The 18,210-nt window shown below is 71.9% G+C and carries 17 protein-coding genes and 1 pseudogene; 7 read left to right on the top strand and 11 right to left on the bottom strand.

Translation table 11 applies throughout. The annotated features are described in order from the left end of the window. Nucleotides 1-31: 31 nt before the first annotated feature. The 4 genes from AOK01_RS19915 to AOK01_RS19900 are packed head-to-tail and all read right to left on the bottom strand — an operon-like array spanning nucleotide 32 to nucleotide 5,283. Nucleotides 32-1,453, bottom strand: coding sequence for an AAA domain-containing protein (locus AOK01_RS19915; RefSeq protein ID WP_425424745.1), 1,422 nt, complete (start codon nucleotides 1,451-1,453; stop codon nucleotides 32-34). Then, a complete protein-coding gene (locus tag AOK01_RS19910; RefSeq protein WP_055513558.1) occupies nucleotides 1,450-3,072 on the bottom strand; it encodes a hypothetical protein in 1,623 nt (540 codons plus the stop codon). Before AOK01_RS19910 ends, AOK01_RS19915 begins: the two co-directional genes overlap by 4 nt. Further along, nucleotides 3,063-4,340 (bottom strand): hypothetical protein, encoded by a 1,278-nt coding sequence (locus AOK01_RS19905; protein WP_079103576.1) that lies wholly within the window; start codon nucleotides 4,338-4,340, stop codon nucleotides 3,063-3,065. Before AOK01_RS19905 ends, AOK01_RS19910 begins: the two co-directional genes overlap by 10 nt. After that, nucleotides 4,264-5,283, bottom strand: coding sequence for a phosphatase PAP2 family protein (locus AOK01_RS19900; protein ID WP_055513556.1), 1,020 nt, complete (start codon nucleotides 5,281-5,283; stop codon nucleotides 4,264-4,266). The genes AOK01_RS19905 and AOK01_RS19900 overlap by 77 nt, the downstream gene beginning before the upstream one ends. Nucleotides 5,284-5,491: 208 nt before the next feature. On the opposite strand from AOK01_RS19900, the gene AOK01_RS19895 reads away from it, so the two are divergent. Then, nucleotides 5,492-6,088, top strand: coding sequence for a histidine phosphatase family protein (locus tag AOK01_RS19895; protein ID WP_055513554.1), 597 nt, complete (start codon nucleotides 5,492-5,494; stop codon nucleotides 6,086-6,088). Between the two features lie 73 nt (nucleotides 6,089-6,161). Here the strand turns inward: AOK01_RS19895 and AOK01_RS19890 are convergent, their stop codons facing one another. Beyond that, a complete protein-coding gene (locus AOK01_RS19890; protein ID WP_055513552.1) occupies nucleotides 6,162-7,652 on the bottom strand; it encodes an NsdA family TPR-like regulatory protein in 1,491 nt (496 codons plus the stop codon). Nucleotides 7,653-8,056: 404 nt separating this feature from the next. On the opposite strand from AOK01_RS19890, the gene AOK01_RS19885 reads away from it, so the two are divergent. Together AOK01_RS19885 and AOK01_RS19880 are read left to right on the top strand one after the other, a co-directional pair. Next, entirely contained in the window at nucleotides 8,057-8,386 is a 330-nt protein-coding gene (locus AOK01_RS19885) for a hypothetical protein (RefSeq protein ID WP_245702327.1), read from the top strand. Nucleotides 8,387-8,520: 134 nt separating this feature from the next. Continuing rightward, the gene (locus tag AOK01_RS19880; protein WP_055513550.1) at nucleotides 8,521-9,381 is read left to right on the top strand and encodes a spermidine synthase; all 861 of its coding nucleotides are present in this window, start codon (nucleotides 8,521-8,523) and stop codon (nucleotides 9,379-9,381) included. 83 nt (nucleotides 9,382-9,464) lie between these two features. Here the strand turns inward: AOK01_RS19880 and AOK01_RS45175 are convergent, their stop codons facing one another. Continuing rightward, complete coding sequence (locus AOK01_RS45175) at nucleotides 9,465-10,031, bottom strand: hypothetical protein (RefSeq protein WP_055513548.1); 567 nt, start codon at nucleotides 10,029-10,031, stop codon at nucleotides 9,465-9,467. A 107-nt stretch (nucleotides 10,032-10,138) separates the two neighbouring features. On the opposite strand from AOK01_RS45175, the gene AOK01_RS19870 reads away from it, so the two are divergent. The 3 genes from AOK01_RS19870 to AOK01_RS19860 all read left to right on the top strand — a co-directional run bounded on the left by AOK01_RS19870 (nucleotide 10,139) and on the right by AOK01_RS19860 (nucleotide 13,951). Then, complete coding sequence (locus tag AOK01_RS19870; RefSeq protein ID WP_055513546.1) at nucleotides 10,139-10,858, top strand: response regulator transcription factor; 720 nt, start codon at nucleotides 10,139-10,141, stop codon at nucleotides 10,856-10,858. Further along, complete coding sequence (locus tag AOK01_RS19865; RefSeq protein ID WP_055513545.1) at nucleotides 10,855-12,315, top strand: sensor histidine kinase; 1,461 nt, start codon at nucleotides 10,855-10,857, stop codon at nucleotides 12,313-12,315. Before AOK01_RS19870 ends, AOK01_RS19865 begins: the two co-directional genes overlap by 4 nt. Nucleotides 12,316-12,469: 154 nt before the next feature. Next, entirely contained in the window at nucleotides 12,470-13,951 is a 1,482-nt protein-coding gene (locus AOK01_RS19860; protein WP_055513562.1) for a glycoside hydrolase family 18 protein, read from the top strand. 136 nt (nucleotides 13,952-14,087) lie between these two features. Here AOK01_RS19860 and AOK01_RS19855 read toward each other — a convergent pair whose 3' ends face one another. Next, nucleotides 14,088-14,291 (bottom strand): DUF397 domain-containing protein, encoded by a 204-nt coding sequence (locus AOK01_RS19855; protein WP_055513543.1) that lies wholly within the window; start codon nucleotides 14,289-14,291, stop codon nucleotides 14,088-14,090. A gap of 11 nt (nucleotides 14,292-14,302) precedes the next feature. Continuing rightward, nucleotides 14,303-15,184, bottom strand: a complete 882-nt coding sequence (locus AOK01_RS19850) for a helix-turn-helix domain-containing protein (protein ID WP_055513541.1) — start codon at nucleotides 15,182-15,184, stop codon at nucleotides 14,303-14,305. Nucleotides 15,185-15,426: 242 nt separating this feature from the next. On the opposite strand from AOK01_RS19850, the gene AOK01_RS19845 reads away from it, so the two are divergent. Then, nucleotides 15,427-15,927 carry an ATP-binding protein gene (locus AOK01_RS19845; protein ID WP_079103575.1) on the top strand — a complete coding sequence of 167 codons (501 nt, stop codon included), beginning with the start codon at nucleotides 15,427-15,429 and terminating at the stop codon, nucleotides 15,925-15,927. Nucleotides 15,928-16,060: 133 nt separating this feature from the next. On the opposite strand, the gene AOK01_RS19840 is transcribed toward AOK01_RS19845, so the two are convergent. The 3 genes and pseudogenes from AOK01_RS19840 to AOK01_RS45170 form a co-directional block, all read right to left on the bottom strand. Continuing rightward, nucleotides 16,061-16,603, bottom strand: coding sequence for a GNAT family N-acetyltransferase (locus tag AOK01_RS19840; protein ID WP_063792825.1), 543 nt, complete (start codon nucleotides 16,601-16,603; stop codon nucleotides 16,061-16,063). Between the two features lie 184 nt (nucleotides 16,604-16,787). Continuing rightward, nucleotides 16,788-17,825: pseudogene (locus tag AOK01_RS19835) on the bottom strand (glycoside hydrolase family 1 protein); the annotation flags it as partial. A 2-nt stretch (nucleotides 17,826-17,827) separates the two neighbouring features. Continuing rightward, on the bottom strand, nucleotides 17,828-18,143 hold a 316-nt coding region (locus tag AOK01_RS45170), incomplete at its 3' end, for a family 1 glycosylhydrolase (protein ID WP_245702326.1). Between the last annotated feature and the right edge of the window lie 67 nt (nucleotides 18,144-18,210).

Here is an 18,210-nt window from a genome sequence, read left to right as displayed (position 1 = left end):
GCATGCCCCCGTGCTCCCCGTCCCCCCATGTTCAGGGCTTCCACGGCACGCGGTGTTCCGACAGGTGCGACAGCACGGCGTGGCTGGCCTCCCAGCCGTCCGGGAACTTCACCGTGACGCCCAGCTGGACCGGTTCCGTGGAGGGGTGGTCGTCGAGGAGGTCGGTGACGCCGGCGCGGCAGACGACGATGCAGGCGTGGCGGTGGCGGGAGGTCAGGACGCACAGGCGGCCCGTCTCCAGGTGGAAGGCCGTCGCGTCGGGGCGGCCGGACAGCGGGTGCAGGACGACGGTCACGTCGAACTCGCGGCCCTGCAGCCGGTTCGCCGTGTCGACGGTCACCTCCTGGACGCCCAGCTCGGCCAGCGCCGCGCGGACGGCCGCCGCCTGGTCACGGTGGGCCGTGCCGACGGCGATGCGGTCGGCCGTCAGCGGGGTCGCGTCGGTGGCGGGCGTGCCGGGGGTCCCGCCGCTGGAGGGCTGGGGGATCTCCGAGGTCGCCGTGCCGTCCCGGTCCAGGAGGCGGCGTACGACGAGGGCGAGGGCCCGGATGGCCTCCGGGTCCGTACGCGGGGTGTGCCCGGCCGGGAGTTCCAGCAGGCCCCAGCCCGATTCCGCCGCCTCGTCGATGACCCGGTCGGGGCCCGAACCGTCCGACGCCATCGCGAAGGTGAGCCGGCGGTCGCCGTGGCCCGTACCGCTGCGGAACGGCGTGAAGGGGTAGAACGCGTCCGAGACCAGCGGTGCCGCCGACGCGGGAAGCCGCCAGGAGACGGGGAGCCGGTGCTGCGGCAGGTCCGGATTGTGCGCGAGGAGGGTCGTCACGGCCGAGGCCGACGGGTCGTACGACAGACCCGCCCACTGCTCCGCGCCGACGATCGCGAACGGGTCCAACTGGCCCGGGTCACCCACGAACAGCGCCCGCTCGAAGAGCCCGGCCACCGCGAGCAGTGCGTCCGAGCGCATCTGGTACGCCTCGTCGACGATCGCGTGCCGCCACGGCTCGACACCCTTGACGTGCGCCCACTTCGCGGCGGTCGAGATGACCACGTCGAGCCCGGCGAGCTCGCCGGCCTTCGCGGACTTGCGGACGCTCGGCAGGTCGTCGAGCGCCTTGTCGTACGGGTCGGCGTCGCTGCTGTGCAAACGGCCGACGGGTAGCTCCGGGTTCTTCGCGGCGAGCCGCAGGACCAGGTCGTCGACCTGCGCGTTCGTCTGTGCGATGACCATCAACGGGCGCCCGGCGGCAGCCAGTTCGAGCGCGGCCCGCACGACGAGCGTGGACTTGCCGGCGCCGGGCGGGGAGTCGACCACGACCCCGCGGTGTGTCCCGTGCAGGGTGTCGCGCAGGATCGCGTCGGTGGCGCGGGCGGCCTCGGCCCCCGGGTCGAACACGGTCGGGTCGAACCCGGTCGGGTCGAACCCGGCGGTCCCCGGCTCGAAGACGGCGGTCACAGGACGTCCTCCTCGGTCACCGCGTCGGCCCGCGGGACTGCGTCGGCTTCTCCGGGCGGCCCGCCGTGTGTCCACGGCGTGTCCTCCGGCTCGGGCAGCTTCGCGCCGCCCCGCTGCTCGTGCTCGAAGAGCGTGAAGCAGAGCAGGTCGCCCTTCTCCGGTACGGAGCCGGGCTCGGGCTCCTTGCCGCGGCCCATCTTGTCGACGACGCGCAGCACGACGAGCGTGCCTCCGCTGTCCGTGGTCGGGCCGTCGTCCTCGTACTCCGCCGCCACGAATTCGGCCGCCTGCGGCTTTCCGGCGAGCGACCGGTAGACCTTCGCGCGCTCGCCGAGATGCGGCCGGTCGTCCGTGCGTACGGTCACCAGGGGCCGCGGGCTTGGCCGCTTCCCCTCGCTGTACGCCATCACGACATCGGTGACCTCACCGGCGAAGGCCTCGCCCGCGAGCCGCCGCCCGGCCATGAGGAGCGGGTCGTCGAGGGCCTCCTGCGCTTCGAGGCGGGCCTGTTCGCGCTCGCGCGTGGCGAGTTTGTTCGCCGCGGTGACCGCGTCGTCGCGGCGCGGCTGCGGCGGTTCGCCGGCGAGGACACGGTCCCGGTGGCCGGTGAACGACCAGCGGTCGCGGGTCCACCGGTCGGCCGCGCGCGGGCCCTCGGGCAGGGTCCGCAGCAGGTCGAGGCCGCGCCACACCGCGTCCCAGGTGGGGCGGGTGCGGCTCGCCACCAGCTCGCGGATGTGCCGCTCGGCGGCGGTGAGCTCGCCGAGCCGGTCGTCCGCCTCCAAGCCGTCCTCGGCGGCCGACAGCGCCGTACGCGCGCGGTCGTAGCGCTCGATGGCCGGGGCGAGCAGTTTGTTGTCGAAGGCCGGGTCGGTGGCGGGCCCGGCGGGCGGGCAGACGAGCTGCCGCTGGGCGTCCCGCAGCAGCTCGGCCCGCAGCGCGGCCCCGGCGCCGGACTCGCCCCGCGGGGGGTCGATCCAGGCGAGCAGCGCCCCCAGGTGCTGGTCCTCCAGCGTGGACTGGCCGGTGGCCCAGTGCCGTGACAGGACATCCGTGAGGGCGAGCAGGAGCGACGAACCCGGCACCCGAGCCCGCTCCCCGTAGTGCGTGAGCCACCGTCCGAGCAGCGGAACGCGCGGCGGCGCCGGATGCGGGTTCTCCGGGTCCTGCTCGGCGGTGCGCCGAAAGCGCATGGAGCGCCCCAGCAGCCGTACCAGCTCGATGCCGGCCCGGCTCGGCACGATCAACTGCGGGGCGTCCGCGCACAGTTCGACCTCGACCTTGACCCGCTTGCCGGTCTCCGGGTCGGTCTCGCTGCGCTCGGCGGCCTCGACGTCCCCGGCGTAGTCGTCGATGTACGGCAGGACGACGTCCGCCAGTTCGGCGAGGAACGCGAACCGCAGGTCGCGGTCGCGGGGCTGCGGGACGACCAGCAGCCGTGGCGCGTCGCGGTCCGTGCCGACGAGTGCCCCGAGCGGGGCGCCGGCCTCCCCCGCGGTGGTGAGCGGTACGAGGACCAGGGGGCGGGCGGTGAGGTGGCGGTGCCGGACGGTGGTGAGGGGCTGGGCCAGGCCGGTGTCCACGGCTTCCAGGCGGGCGAGGGTGGTGATCAGGGACATGGGGTCCCCGATCGCCCGGTCTGCGACGCGGTTCGCTCCGCTGGGGTTGGTGGATTGGCTGCGGCGCCGTCGGGGCTGGGCGCGCAGTTCCCCGCGCCCCTTACGGGGCCCGGCCTTGCGGTGGCCACCCTTACCGGGGTCAGGGCCTCGGCTCGGAGTGTTGCTGCTCTGCGTAGTGCCGCGACCGTCGGGTCGGTCGGGTCGCCGGTGGTGCCGTGGGCCGCCGACAGGACGTCGGCGACCGAGGTCAGGCCGCCGAGCTCGGCCCGCAGGGAGCGGCCGAGCGCGGTCACCGCGCCCTGCGCGCGGGAGCGGCCCCGGCAATGGAAGGCGAGTTCGCAGGCGGCGAGGCACTCGGGGGCGTACGTCGCCGGAACCGACTCCACCGCGGCCGTCAGCTCGGCGGCGGGCAGGTCGGGGGCGAAGCAGGTGCCCTCGGGGAGCGCGTCGGCGATGTCCTCGACGCGGGTGAGCCGGTCCAGCTGGCGGCGGGTCACCGAGCGCTGCTTGCGGACGTCCACGGCCGACGCGGTGGGCAGGTTGGAGAAGTCCTTCGGGCAGACCAGCAGCACCGTGTGCCGGACCCTGGGCGCGGGGTCGAGGCGGGCCGCGACCTGCTCAAGGGCCAGTACGTACACCGCGGCCTGGCGGGCCGCCGCGCCGACCTTGGCCGCGTCCGCCGAACCGTCCAGCATCGGGAAGGACTTGATCTCGACGACCGTCCAGCTCCCGTCGGGGTGCACGACCACCGCGTCCGGCTCCAGGAAGGCGGGGGAGTCCGCCACGTCCAGCGCGAGCAACGGGTGGTCGAGCAGTGTCCAGACGCCCGCCGCGGTGGCCTCGCGCAGGGCCAGGGCCGTACGAGCGGTACGTCCCTCGGGGCCGACGGCGGTGAGGTCGGGGACGATGCCGGCGGCGGGCGGTTCGGCTCCCGGGTCCACCTTCTCGTGCACGAGCCGCAGCAGCTCGGCGCCTCCGTCGGCCTTGACCCGCGCCTCGAAGGCGTTGCCCCGCATGAACGCGAACTGCGACTGCCCGAAGGCCGAGGGCGAGCCGAGGGCGCTCGCCAGCACCGCCTTGTTCACGCCCGCCCCGTCGAGGATCGCGCGCCGCCGGCACCCCGGGTTCGCGGCGAGCGCGGCGAGGGCGCGCGCGTCCAGCGGCTGCGGCGGGACCGCCGCGCCGCGCAGCTCAGCGAGCCGCTGCCGGAGTCTCGTCCCCCGCGTCGGCGGGACTGGCTTCCGGCTCGGCTCCCGGGTCGGCGGCACCCGGGGTGGCTGGGACCTTGCGCTGTCGGGGAAGTCGCTCACCCGGGGAAGTCTGGCACTCCGCACTGACAATTGAGGAACCTGTGCCGTGCGAGGTACGCGTGGAGGCAGGTGTGGAGGTATGTGTGGAGGTATGTGTGACGGCCTCGGCGACCGGTGCGAAGGGCCGGATCCCGTACCGCGCCCGGACCTTGTCCGCGAGCCGCAGCACCGGCCGGGTGAGCAGGAACCCGGCGCCCATGACGACGAAGCCCGCGACCGCGTCGAGGAAGTAGTGGTTGGCGGTGCCCATCACGACGATCGTGGTGATCAGCGGGTAGAGGACTCCCGCGATCTTGGTGAGCCGCGTGCCGCCGTACATCCAGAGCATCACACCGCACCACAGGGCCCAGCCGCAGTGCAGGCTCGGCATCGCCGCGTACTGGTTCGTCATGCCGCCGAGTCCGCGGGGCGCGCTCGCCTCGCCGCCCCACCAGCCGTAGTCGCTGTACTGGGCCATCGTGTCGACGAACCCGTGGCTCGCCGACAGCAGCCGCGGCGGACAGGTCGGCAGCAGGGTGAAGCCGATCAGGCCCATGAACGTGGACGCCATCAGCCAGGTCCGGGCAGCCCTGTAACGCACCGCGTGGGAGCGGAACAGCCAGATCAGGACGGCGGGCGTGACCATGTAGTGCAGCGACGCGTACCAGAAGTCCGCCGGGATGCCGAGCCAGGGCTCACGGGTGAACAGCCGGTTCAGCGGGTGCTCGGCGTTGAGGAAGAAGAACTTCTCGACCCGCAGGATCGCCAGGCCGTGGTCGACGGCACTGGTCACGTTCCCGCGCACGAGGAGCCGACCGCCCGAGTACGCCCCGTACACCAGCAGGAGCAGGGGCAGCTCGGTCCACCAGCGGAGCCGGGCACGTGGTGCCGCCTCCGTGCTTGGTGCATCGGTCCGCAGCATCCGATTCCTCCCCCTCCTGCTACCCCGCCCGCAGTGCCGCGGACCAATGTACGGGCTGTGTGCTTCCCCTGTGGGGGCGCCCTCTGGTGCTCAAAGACGCTGAGATCGCCCACGGGGTTGCTCCGCGGGCACGTGCGCGATGATGGACCGGTTCATCTCTTGTTCTTCTGCGGCTCACCGATCGATCCTCCCGGAAAGGCCCTTCTTCATGGCACCGCGCATCCTGCTGGCCCGGCACGGACAGACGGAATGGTCGCTGTCCGGCAAGCACACCGGCAGGACCGACGTCCCGCTCCTGGACGAGGGTAGACGTGGTGCCAAGCTCCTCGGCGAGCGACTGCACCGGGCGCCGCTGGACGGGCTGCCCGGAGTGACGGTCCGCACCAGTCCGCTGGCACGCGCGCGTGAGACGTGCGAACTGGCCGGCTTCGGTGACCGGGCGACCCCCTGGGACACGCTCATGGAGTGGGACTACGGCGCGTACGAGGGGATGACCCCCGCGGAGATCCGGGCCGACCGGCCCGACTGGCTGGTCTGGCGGGACGGCGTGCCCCGGGGCGAGACCCTCGCCGAGGTCTCCGCGCGCGCGGACGAGGTGGTCGAGTGGGTCCGCTCCGAGGACCGTGACGTGCTGGTCTTCGCGCACGGCCACATCCTGCGGGCGATCGGTGCCCGCTGGCTCGGCCTCGACCTCGGCTTCGCGGCCCGCGTCCGCCTCAACCCGACGTCCCTCTCGGTCCTGGGCTGGGCCTACGGGGAGTCGGCGATCGAGACCTGGAACGACTGCGGCCACCTGACCGCGTAACGGTTCGCCGCCTGCCCGCCTGCCCGCCTGCCCGCCTGCTGCCGCCCGCCGCTCGTCGTCGTTTCCCGGTGTGTCAGGTCGGTCGCGGCAGCGCCCCGTGCCGTGCCAGGAAGTCCGACACCCCCGACGCGCGGCGGTGCGGCAGCAGGACCCTGGCCGTGCCCGCCAGCATCGTCTGCACCCGGGACGACTGGACCTCGTCCAGCAGGTCCAGGACGCGCAGCCCGGCCGCGGCGGCCTCGTCGGGGTGTCCGGCGCGGGCCAGGTCGTCGGCGAGTTCGGCCGTGTAGAGGGCGAGATTGCGGGTGAAGTGCGGGTCCTGGAGCCGGGTCGCCCGGCGTGCCTGGTGGGCCGCGCGCTGCCAGTCGCCCAGCGTGGACCAGCACTGGGCCTCCAGGCCGGCCAGTTCGGCGTCTCCGTAGAAGCTCATCCACTCCGGATCGGCGTCACAGGGGCCGCGCCCGTACAGGGCCTGCGCCCGGGTCAGCGCCTGTTCGCAGCCCGTCCGGTCGGCGAGCCCCGCCCAGCCGCCCGCCTCGCGCAGCGCGAGCAGCGACAGGAGCCGGGCCGAGCCCAGGGAGCGCGCCGCGTACTGCGCCGCCTGGGCCGCGCGGACCGCCTCGCGCGGCCGGCCCGCGTCCCTCGCGAGGAACGACGTGTTGCAGAAGGCGTGTGCCTCCAGGGCCGGGTCCCCGGCCACCCGGGCCGTCGCGAGCGCCTCCGCGTAGTGCGAGCGCGCGTCGTCGAAACGCCCCGAGTCGTGCGCCAGCCAGCCCACGGAGATGGCCAGTTCACCGGCCCCCGCGTGCAGCCGCTCGGCGGTCGTCTGCCGTGTCGCGCCGACGTCCAGCAGGGCGTACGCGGCCCGCAGCGGAGCCGCCGCTCTCCGGTACAGCCCGTCGGCGCCGTGCCGGTCGTCCAGCAGCCGGATCTTGCGGACGGCCTCCTCCAGTGCGCCGGCCTCCGCCTCGCCGACCCGGCGCACGGAACGCGGCGCGGCCTCGGCCGTGCCGCCGAACGCGAGCCCCCAGGGGCCCAGCGAGGCGGCGGCCACCGTGGCGGTACCGCCGCTCATGAATGCGCGACGTCGCACGTCGCTCTCCTCGTGGTTCTGATCGTCGATCTCATGCGGGTCATGCGGGTCGTGCGGGTCAAGCGGATAGTGCGGCTCGTGCGGTTCGTGCGGCTCGTGCGCCCCGTCCGTCTCATGGGGAGCGGGCAGCGGGCTCGTGGTGTGTGGAGAGAGCGCACTCTCGGCAGTGCGCGCCCCCCGTCCACGTACCGCTGAACGGGGCACGAAGCCCAGGTCGGCCAGCGTCCGGCCGGGGAACATGTGCAGGAACACCCGCTCGTACGCGTAGTTGGGACAGCGGATCTCGCCGGCCTCTACCCGCCCGATGTAGCGAGCGTCGCAGCTGACCCGTTCGTCGATCTCCCGGGCCGCCCGTCGCACCGCCGCGGCGAACTCGCCCGGTGAGCGCTGTCCGCGCAGGCGCCGGAAGGCGAGGTTCGGCCGCGGCGGCCGAGGTGACTGGGACGACGAGGTCATCGGTGACGACGCCATGGCCGGGCCCTCTCTCGCGAACCGTCGAACCATGCCGGAACCAGCGCGAGTTGATCATTCTTTCGATCGAGCCGCGGCTGTGTTTTCGGCGGGCACGAACGTACCCGCTGTGACGGGACCACCACGCGGGGTTTAGCTACAAAACGGATATCTCATCCCTGATCCGCCATGAACTGCCATCCTTTGCGGCCGAGTTTTGCCGTAGCCCTTGACGCTGTGGAGCGTTGAACCGTGCGGTGTGCTCGATCGAGGAGGGTTCCGTGGTGGAGGCCAGGATGGAGACCAGGCAGGGCATCGATTTCTGTCCGCAGTCGGTGCAGTCGGTGCAGTCGGTGTCGACGTTGCCGACGTCGCCGTGCGGAGGTGAGCGGGGCGCCGGCCCCGATGACCCGTGCGATCTCGTCATGGTGCCCGCGCGGCAGGGTCTTGAGGCCGTCGACATCCTGCGGCGGGGCGCTCCCGCCGAGGCCGTCGGACCCGTACTGCACGACGACAACTGCGACATTCTTGGGTTTCTGGTGCCGTCCGGAACGGCTTCCGCCTGGGACGTCCCGGGCAGTACGTGTACGCGGACCGACGGGCAGGGGGTTCGCCTGGCGCCCGAGTCGTCCGTCGAGGGATCGGACTGGCTGCTTCCGCCGGGGGAGGCGGAACTGGCCACGGACCCGGCCGTGCTGCGGGCCGCGCTGGGGGAGGCGGCGCGGTTGATCGAGGCCGCGGACAACTGCCGTTGAGGCTTGGCGGGGGCTCGGGGGCTTGCGGTCTCGTTGGCGCCGCGGGTCCGTCGTGGCTCGTCGCGCAGTTCCCCGCGCCCCTCGCGGGGCGCTGCCGCTGAGCCAGGTCGTTCCGTCCGGCTGATAATGGGCAGATGGCGAGACCTAAAAATCGACGTGTGGCACGTGAGACCGTCGTCGAGCGTGTCGACGGCGGGCTTGCCGAACTGATGCCCGACCGGGACCGGCCGCGGGCCTGGACCCTGCTCATCGACGGGGCCCCGCAGTCCCATGTCGACCTCGACGACCCGGCGTATCTGAGCTTCGAGTACCAACGCCGTCTCGGTCACGTCATCGACCTCGTCGCCCCGCCCGGCAGGCCCGTGCACGCCGTGCACCTCGGCGGTGGCGCCCTCACCCTCGCCCGGTACGTGGCCGCGACCCGCCCCCGCTCCACCCAGCAGGTCGCCGAACGGGACGCGGCGCTCGTCCAACTGGTCCGGCGCGAGCTGCCGTTGGACCCGAACGCCCGGATCAGGGTGCGGTCGGTCGACGCGCGCGAAGGGCTCGCCAAGGTGCCGGACGGCTGGGCGGACCTGGTCATAGCGGATGTGTTCAGCGGGGCGCGCACGCCCGCGCATCTGACGTCCGGCGAGTTCCTCACCGACGTACGCAGGGTCGTCAAGGCCGGTGGCCTGTACGCCGCCAACCTCGCCGACGGCCCGCCCCTGGCGCATCTGCGCGGCCAGATCGCCACCGCCGCGGGTGTCTTTCCCGAACTCGCCCTCGTCGCCGACCCGACGGTCCTGCGCGGCAAACGCTTCGGCAACGCCGTCCTGGTCGCATCGGACCTGCCCCTGCCCATCGCGGAACTCACCCGCCGCGCGGCTTCCGACCCCCACCCCGCGAGAGTCGAACACGGCAGGTCACTCACGGACTTCACCGGCGGAGCAACCCCGGTGACGGACGCGGCAGCGGTGGCGTCCCCCGCCCCACCACCGTCCGTCTTCAAATAGAGACCGACTGCTTTCAGGGGCGCGGGGAACTGCGCGACCAGCCCCCACATACCCGCAGACAACTCACGGCCCCCGCGGAGCGCTCAGTAGTCGTTGACCTCAACCCGCGGAGCGGAGTCGTGCCACGTGCAGAACACCGAAACCCGATCCGCCCCGGACGAGAAATCCACCCGGATCCACGTCTCGGTGTTCCACACCTGCATCGACCACCCCGACGCGGGAGTGGCGGACACCAGCGACGCGGACGTCTTCCCGAGATCGAAGACGACTCGCCCCCCGCCGGTGTCGTAACTCTTCACCTCGCCCGAGGCGGCCGTGTCCGGATCGGAACTCGCCGGCTTCGATCGCGAGGGTCGCGAGGGTGACGACGAGGTAGTGACCGAGGGGGTGACCGAGGGCGAACGGCTCGCACTCGGTCCACGGCTCTTCGACGGCGCGGCCGACTCGGACTCCGGTGCGGACTCGGGCCGACTCGTGGCGGAGGCCAGCGGCTGCACGCCTTGCGCGGCCCCGTCCGCGCTGATCGGCAGCGCCTGCGGCGGATCGTAGGCCGTCCCCGTCATGACCGTGTGCACACCCCACCACGACAGCGTGACCGCCGCGCCCGTGGCGAGCGACCAAGCCAGTACGTGTACGAGTCCTCTGCGCATCGCGGGCCATCCTGCCCCACGAGCCCCACGTGTGTCCCGTGCCCCGTGCCGGGGAGTTGTCCACAGGCCCCGGACCCGCCTGCCCCGTATGGCGTACGGTGCGGGCCATGGCAAGTGTGCTCGTGGTCGAGGACGACCAGTTCGTACGCTCCGCCCTCATCCGGCATCTGACCGAGGCCGCACACACGGTGCGCAGTGTCGGTACGGCCCTTGAGGCGCTGCGCGAGGTCGCCCATTTCCGCTTCGACGTCGTGATCCTGGATCTCGGCCTGCCCGACCTGGATGGGTCGGAGGCGCTGAAGATGCTGCGCGGCATCACCGACGTGCCCGTGATCGTGGCGACCGCGCGGGACGACGAGACGGAGATCGTCCGGCTGTTGAACGACGGCGCGGACGACTACCTGACCAAGCCCTTCTCCGTCGAGCACCTGGCGGCCCGGATGGCGGCGGTGCTGCGCCGCGCCCGGTCCTCGGCCGGCGAGCCGCCGCCCTCCCCGCAGCTCCGGGTCGGCGGCCTCGCCATCGACCCGCTGCGCCGCCAGGCCGAACTGGACGGCGTACGACTGGACCTGACGCGGCGCGAGTTCGACCTGCTGGCCTTCCTCGCCGGGCGGCCCGGCGTCGTCGTGGCGCGCAAGGAACTGCTCGCCGAGGTGTGGCAGCAGTCGTACGGGGACGACCAGACCATAGACGTCCATCTGTCCTGGCTGCGGCGGAAGCTGGGCGAGACGGCGGCCCGGCCGCGCTATCTGCACACCCTGCGCGGGGTCGGCGTGAAGCTGGAGCCGCCGGGAGTGGAGTCGTCGGGAGCGGAGCCGGCGCGATGAGATGGGCGCTGGTCAAGGTCTGTGTGGCCGTCACGACGATGGTCGTGGTGGCGTTCGCGGTCCCGCTCGGCCTGGTGATCAGGGAGTTGGCGAGGGACCGGGCGTTCTCGAACGCCGAGCGGGAGGCGGCGGCCATCGCGCCCGCGCTCTCGATCACCACCGACCGGGCCCAGTTGGAACGGGTCGTCGCCTCTGCGGGCTCGGACGCGGGAATGGCGGTGCACATACCCGCGAGCGCCGCCGGCGATGGCAACGGTGGCGGCGGGGACGGTGGCGGTGGCGCCGGGCAGCAGGCCGTAGACCTTGGGCGGCAGCGGGCCGCCGACAAGGACATCGCCGCGACCCGGAAGCTCGGCCGGGCCTCCACCACCGAGGTGCCCGGCGGCTCCACATTGCTGCAGCCCGTCGCGCTGACCTCGGGCGACATCGCGGTCGTCGAGGTGTACGTCCCCGAGTCGGAGGTCACCAACGGGGTGGCCACGGCCTGGGCCGTCCTCGCCGGCGTCGGTGTCGCGCTCATCGTCGGCTCGGTCGCGGTGGCCGACCGGCTCGGCGTACGGATGGTGCAGCCCGCGCAGCGCCTGGTGGAGAGCGCGCACGAACTGGGGGAGGGGAAGCTGGGCGTCCGCGTGCCCGAGGAGGGGCCGACGGAACTGCGGCTCGCCGCGGTCGCCTTCAACTCCATGGCCGACCAGGTCGTCCAACTACTCGCCAACGAGCGGGAGTTGGCGGCGGACCTGTCACACCGGCTGCGTACGCCGCTGACGGTGCTGCGGCTGAACGCGGCCTCGTTGGGCGAGGGTCCCGCGGCCGAGCAGACCCGGGCCGCGGTCGCCCAGCTGGAGCGCGAGGTCGACACGATCATCCGCACGGCCCGGGACGCCAAGCCGCAGACCGCGGCGCTCGGAGTCGGCGTCGGGTGCGACGCGGCGGAGGTCGTCCGGGAGCGCATGGACTTCTGGTCGGCGCTCGCGGAGGACGAGGGCCGCAAGGTGCGGGTGGCCGGGGTCGACCGGCCCGTACGGATACCCGTGGCCCGCGCCGATCTCGTCGCCGCGCTCGACGCCCTGCTCGGGAACGTGTTCCGGCACACCGCCGAGGGCACGGCCTTCGCGGTCGACGTGCACAACGGCGAGGACGCCGTGATCGTCCTCGTCTCGGACGCGGGCCCGGGGATAGCCGACCCGGCGGCGGCGATGGCCCGCGGCCGGGGCTCGGGCGCCGACGGCTCGACCGGGCTCGGGCTCGACATCGTGAGCCGGCTCGCGGAGTCGACGGGCGGGGACGTGCGGATCGGCCGCTCCGTCCTGGGCGGCACCGAGGTCAGGATCTGGGTCCAGCTCGACAGGCGCGAGCCGGAACGGCGGGGCCACCGGGGGACGGGACCGGGGACGATGCGACGGCGCAGACCCACCAAATTGGTCTCGACCTTTAACCGATCCCGATCCCTTCCTTAAGCGCACCCTAAGAACCTCATCTCCCGTCCGGATACGGAACTTTGCCCGAATCCGGATCGCTAGCGTGCAGTCGCACCCCCCACCTCGGTCCCATCAGGTCCACGGGAGGTCGAGGACCTGATGGGGCCCCGTGAGCAGCGAAGGCAGGCACGCGATGAGTACGCACCGGCGGCGTATGGCCAGTGGCAGGAACAAGGCGATAGGCGGCGTGGTCGCCGCGGCCGTGGTCGGCGGCGGAGCCCTGGTGTTCTCCGGTACGGCACAGGCGGCCGGCGTCGGCGCCGCGTACACCATGACGAGCGACTGGTCGACGGGCTACACCGCGCAGTACGTCGTGACGAACGACAGCGCGGACGCGAAGCCGGACTGGACGCTGGAGTTCGACCTGCCGTCCGGCGCGCAGCTCAGCTCCCTGTGGAACGCCGAGTCCAAGGTGAGCGGCCGGCACGTCACCGTGACGCCGCCGTCCTGGGACAAGGACGGGCTCACCAAGGGCGAGACGGTGACCGTCGGCTTCGTGGTGCGTGGCTCCGGCGACCCGACCGGCTGTCTCGTCGACGGCGCCAAGTGCTCGGTGGACGACGCGGCGACGCCGGAGCCCACGGGCCGCCCGACACAGCAGCCGACGCCGACCTCGACACCGCCGTCGGAGCCGACGAAACCCGCCGAGACCGAGACCGGTACGCCCACCGAGACCGGTGCGCCCACCGGCGGCGACACGCCCTCCGGTGGAGGAACGGCCGCCTCGGCCGGTTTCGCGCCCTACGTCGACACGTCCCTCTACCCCGCCTTCGATCTGCTCGCCAACGCCGCGGCCACCGGCGTGAAGGACTACAACCTGGCCTTCGTCACGGACGGCGGCGGCTGCACTCCCAAGTGGGGCGGCGTGACGGACCTCGGCAGCGACGCGGTCGCCGCGCAGATCGGCAAGCTGCGCGCCGCGGGAGGCGACGTCCGGGTCTCCTTCGGCGGCGCGGCCGGTTCCGAGCTGGCACTGAACTGCTCGTCGGCGGACGCCCTCGCGGCGGCGTACGGCAAGGTCGTGGACGCGTACGAGCTGACGAAGGTCGACTTCGACGTGGAGGGCGGCGCGCTGCCGAACAAGGCGGCGAACGCCCGCAGGGCCGAGGCGATCGCACAGCTTCAGCGCGAACACCCGGACCTGGACGTCTCGTTCACGCTCCCCGTCATGCCCGAGGGCCTCACCCAGGACGGGGTGAGCCTGCTCGCCGACACCAAGGCGAACGGCGCCGGCATCGACACGGTCAACATCATGGCGATGGACTACGGACCGGCGTACAGCGACGACATGGGTACCTACGCCGTACAGGCCGCGACGGCGACCCAGGCGCAGATCAAGGGAGTACTCGGGCTCTCGGACGACGCCGCCTGGAAGGCGGTCGCCGTCACCCCGATGATCGGCGTCAACGACGTGGCGACGGAGATCTTCAAGGTCGACGACGCCACCCAGCTCGTCGCCTTCGCCAAGGAGAAGGGGATCGGCTGGCTCTCCCTGTGGTCGGCCACCCGTGACAAGGCGTGCGCGGGCGGCCCGAAGCCCTCGGCCGACGCGACGTGCAGCTCGATCGACCAGGACCCCAACGCCTTCTCGAAGGCCTTCGCCGCCTACAAGTAGCCCTGGCGGCGGCAGCCCTTGAGCAGCCCCGAACGCCCCCGCAAGCCACGCGCGTGCGGGGGCCGAACGCCCCGGCCGGCACCTTTCCCCCCACCCGGCCGGGGCGTCTTCGCGTGCGAGGGACGCCCGCTCGGGGTCAGCGCGCCCGGCCCTCGACGACACCGCTCTTGATGGCACCGAGGAGCCCGGCGAGGGCGCGGGGCGTGGCGGTGGCTATCTCGTACGGGCGGTCGCTCTCGCGGAGATGAATGTGATTGGCAGGCACGGCGGTTGCCAACTCCACGCAGTTGCCTTCGCCGCCCGTGCTGAACGAGGACTTCTGCCAGGAGAGTCGGGACATCCCGTTTCCTTTCACAAGGTGTACATGACGTGCTGGATGAGGCTCAGTGAGTCGCGTGACTCGTGGGCTTCCGGCGCCGAGTCCGGATCGACCGGAACCAACGCAAGCTCCGCAAGCCGCTCGAACATTCTGGCGTACTGGTCGAGTTGGCTCCCATCCCACAAGAAGAGCGAGTTCGTCGGGTGCTCCAGGTAGACCGTGTCCAGTTCGGGAACCGAACCTCCGAAGATGACGAACGAGCCGCTGTGCGCGGAGTAGATACCGGCTTCGTACGGGTACACCTGCACGATCACGTGCGGTAGCCGGGAGACCTCGATCAGCCGCAGCAGCTGCCTGCGCATGACTGCCGCGCCGCCCACCTGGGTGTGCAGCGCGGCTTCGTGGATGATCGCGTGATACGAGGCTGGTGATTCGCCCGTCAGCACGCGCTGCCGAGCCAGGCGGAACTCGGCGTACCGGTCCGCACGGCGCGGATCGTTCTCGGTGGTGTCAAGCACGGCACGGGCGTACTCCTCGGTTTGGAGCGGGCCGGGAATGACCTGCGGCTCGTGGGTCCGTAGCGTCGTCGAGCGGGATTCGAGCTCGGCCAGGTCCCGGGCGGCAGGACCGATGGTGTCGCGGAACTCGTCCCACCACCCCTTGCCTCGCTCCTGGGCCATCGCCATGAGGCCGTCGAAGTAAGGCCCGGACCGGCATCCGTATTCACGGAGCACCGTATAGAGCCGGTTGCGGGATACGTCGATGCGGCCGGCCTCGATGTTGCTGACGCGCGCACGGTCCGCGTCCAGAATCGTCGCGGCGCGCTCGCCCGAGAGCCCGGCCTGGGTGCGCAGTTTGCGTAGTTCCGCGCCAAGCCTGCGCTGACGCTCACTCGGGCTGTTCCTGGGTGGCATGTCCGACCTCCTGATCAGCAGTCTGCCGACGCCAATGCCTCCGAGTCATCGACCCGTTGGTCCATCACTCACTCAGGTGACATGCGAGGGAAAAGCTTGCTGCAAAGGAAAACATTTCCCTACCGTCATGGCAACCGATCCCTGTGGGCTCACGAAGAAGCACCCGCCCCCTCACCGCAGTTGAGGGCCCGGAGCCGACCGCCATCTGTGCGCCCACGAGTCACCGCCGAAGGAGTTCCTCGATGGAAGATCCCTTTCGCCCCGCCGACGTATCGCTCGTCTTCCCGCCCCACCCGGTCTGGGTCCGCACTGCGAGAGAAACGGTCCGTACGTTGCTCCGGGTCACGGACAGAGCCGAACTCATCGACACCGCCGCCCTGTTGACGTCGGAGGCGGTGACCAACGCCATCAACGCCTGCGCCACCACCAAACGCGCGGCACCCGTGACCCTGCACGCCGGCTGGCGGACCCCGCGGCGCCTCCGCGTCGTCATCCAGGACGAGGCCCCAGGCCTCCCCACCTGTCGCACTCCCGGGGCAGAGGAAGAGAACGGCCGTGGCATGCAGCTCATTTCGTACGGCGCCGACGCGTGGGGCGTCTGCACGCATGGGCCCGTGCGCGGAAAGCTCACATGGTTCGAGCTGGGCGGAACGATCTACCCCGACGGAAGTGACACGCCTTGGGGAGACGTCTGCGTAGACGTCCGGCCGCGCCATGGCTGGGAGGCGTACTCGGAGTCCTGACGGTGGCGGGGTGGTGGCGGGGTGTCGCCGACGAGATTCCTACTCATTTCACAATGTCGGGAAGACATTCACGCGTGAGGTCATCGGCACCATTGAGCCTTTTCAACCTCGCTTGGAGCAGGTGCGGGAATGCTCATGGCGTTCCGGGATGGTGTTCTGAGCGGAGCAGGCCGTAGACAAGCACGTCGACATACTCGCCGTGCTGGAAGGACCTGCCGCGCATGACCCCTTCCCGACGGAAGCCCAGACGTTCGAGGGCTTTCTGCTCGCCGAGGTTGCCGCCATTGGTGAGGGCTTCGATTCGGTTCGCAGTCGTGCGGCCCAAGAGGTAGTCCACAAGCAGCTTCTGCGCCACTGTGCCCACCCCCTGTCCACGATGCTCGGGGAGCACCCCCACGCCGATCTCGTAGGTGACACCCGACGGGAAGCCACGGGGCTTCCAGGTGGCGATGCCGATAGCCGTGTCGTCGGCCCGCGCGATCGCAACCGCCGCGGACTCGGCGGAGATGTACCCGTCGGTCGCCCACCGCTTGCGGCGCGCCCTCGGATCACCGAATCCGGGCCACTCGAACTCGCCGAGCGCATCGGGATCCGTGCAGAGGCGATCGAGGAAGGTGAGGTCGTCCTCGGTGAACGCCCGCAAGTGGACTGTGCCCGGGCGGTTCGCTGGAGTCATGAAGGCCAGTATCACCCGCACCGCCACGCACAATTGCTCGGCAGACAAATAACTCCGTGTCGGCGTCCGTGAGAGGTTGCCCGACCGCGCCGCGCACGCACACCTCGGGGCGCGGCACTCCCCTCGTAGTGCCGCGCCCCGTCCTCGTCCCTGGCCCCGTCCGCTCCCCCCCCGGGCGGGGCGTTTACTCGATCGTGTTCACCGGCGGCAGCTCCCCGTTCCGGGCCGCCTCGCGGTACCAGAGGGCGCTCGACTTCGGCGTGCGGGCCTGGGTCGCGTAGTCCACGTACACCGCGCCGAAGCGCTTGTCGTAGCCGTACGCCCACTCGAAGTTGTCCATCAGGGACCAGAGGTAGTAGCCGCGTACGTCCGCGCCGTCGGCGATCGCGCGGCGGACCGCGCGCAGGTGCCCGTGCAGGTATGCGATCCGCTCCGGGTCGTGGACCCGGCCGTCCGGGTCCGGCTTGTCGTCGTACGCCGCGCCGTTCTCCGTGATGTACAGCGGCAGACCCGGCACCTCCCGGGCGTAGCGCATGAGCAGGTCCTGCAGGCCCGTCGGGTCGATCGTCCAGCCCATCTCGGTGCGTTCGCCGGGAGTCTGGTGGAAGGCCACGTCGTTCACGCCCGGCCAGGGGGAGGACTCACTCGACCCGTGGCCGTCCGCCCGCGGGCCCGACCCGTCTGCCGGCGCCGCCGACACCAGCGTCGGCGTGTAGTAGTTGAGCCCCAGCGCGTCCAACGGCTGCTTGATCAGGGCGAGATCGCCGTCCTGCACGTACGACCAGTCCGTCACCGCAGCCGTCGCCGCGAACAGGGTCTCCGGGTACGCGCCGTGCAGCATCGGGCCGTGGAAGATGCCGCTGGCCAGGTCGTCGATGCGCCGGGCCGCCGCCACGTCGGCGGGGTCCTGGGTCAGCGGCCTGACCACCGCGGAGTTGAGGCTCACCGCGATGCTGTTGCGGGCGGGCATCGCGGCGCGCAGGGCCGTGGTGCCGAGGCCGTGCGCCAGATTGAGGTGGTGCGCCGCCCGCAGGGACGCCTCCGGGTCGGTGCGGCCGGGGGCGTGCACGCCGGAGCCGTACCCCAGGAACGCGCTGCACCACGGCTCGTTGAGGGTGATCCACTGCTCGACACGGTCGCCGAGCGCCTCGCCGACGATCCCCGCGTACTCGGCGAAACGCAGCGCCGTCTCGCGCTCGGGCCAGCCGCCCGCGTCCTCCAGNNGGTAGAAGTCCAGGCCGCGCTGGACGGCGGGGCCGCGGCCCGTCGGCTGCACCCGGGACCAGGACACCGAGAAGCGGTACGCGGTCAGGCCCAGGTCCGCCATCATCGCCACGTCGTCGCGGTAGCGGTGGTAGTGGTCGTTGGCGATGTCACCGGTCTCGCCGCCGGCCGTCTTGCCGGGCGTATGGCTGAAGGTGTCCCAGATCGAGGGCGTACGGCCGTCCTCCCGCACCGCCCCCTCGATCTGGTACGCGGAGGTCGCCGCGCCCCACAGGAATGCGGGCGGGAAGGTCACGGGCGATTCGGGTTCAGGCATGGAAGCGCTCCCATGGGAGGAGGTCGTAGCAGACCAGGGGTATGGGGTCGGAGGGGGAGGAGAGAAG

The sequence above is a fragment of the Streptomyces aurantiacus genome, from assembly GCF_001418335.1.
Classification (GTDB): domain Bacteria; phylum Actinomycetota; class Actinomycetes; order Streptomycetales; family Streptomycetaceae; genus Streptomyces; species Streptomyces aurantiacus.
This window is presented reverse-complemented; position numbering and strand designations above follow the sequence as displayed.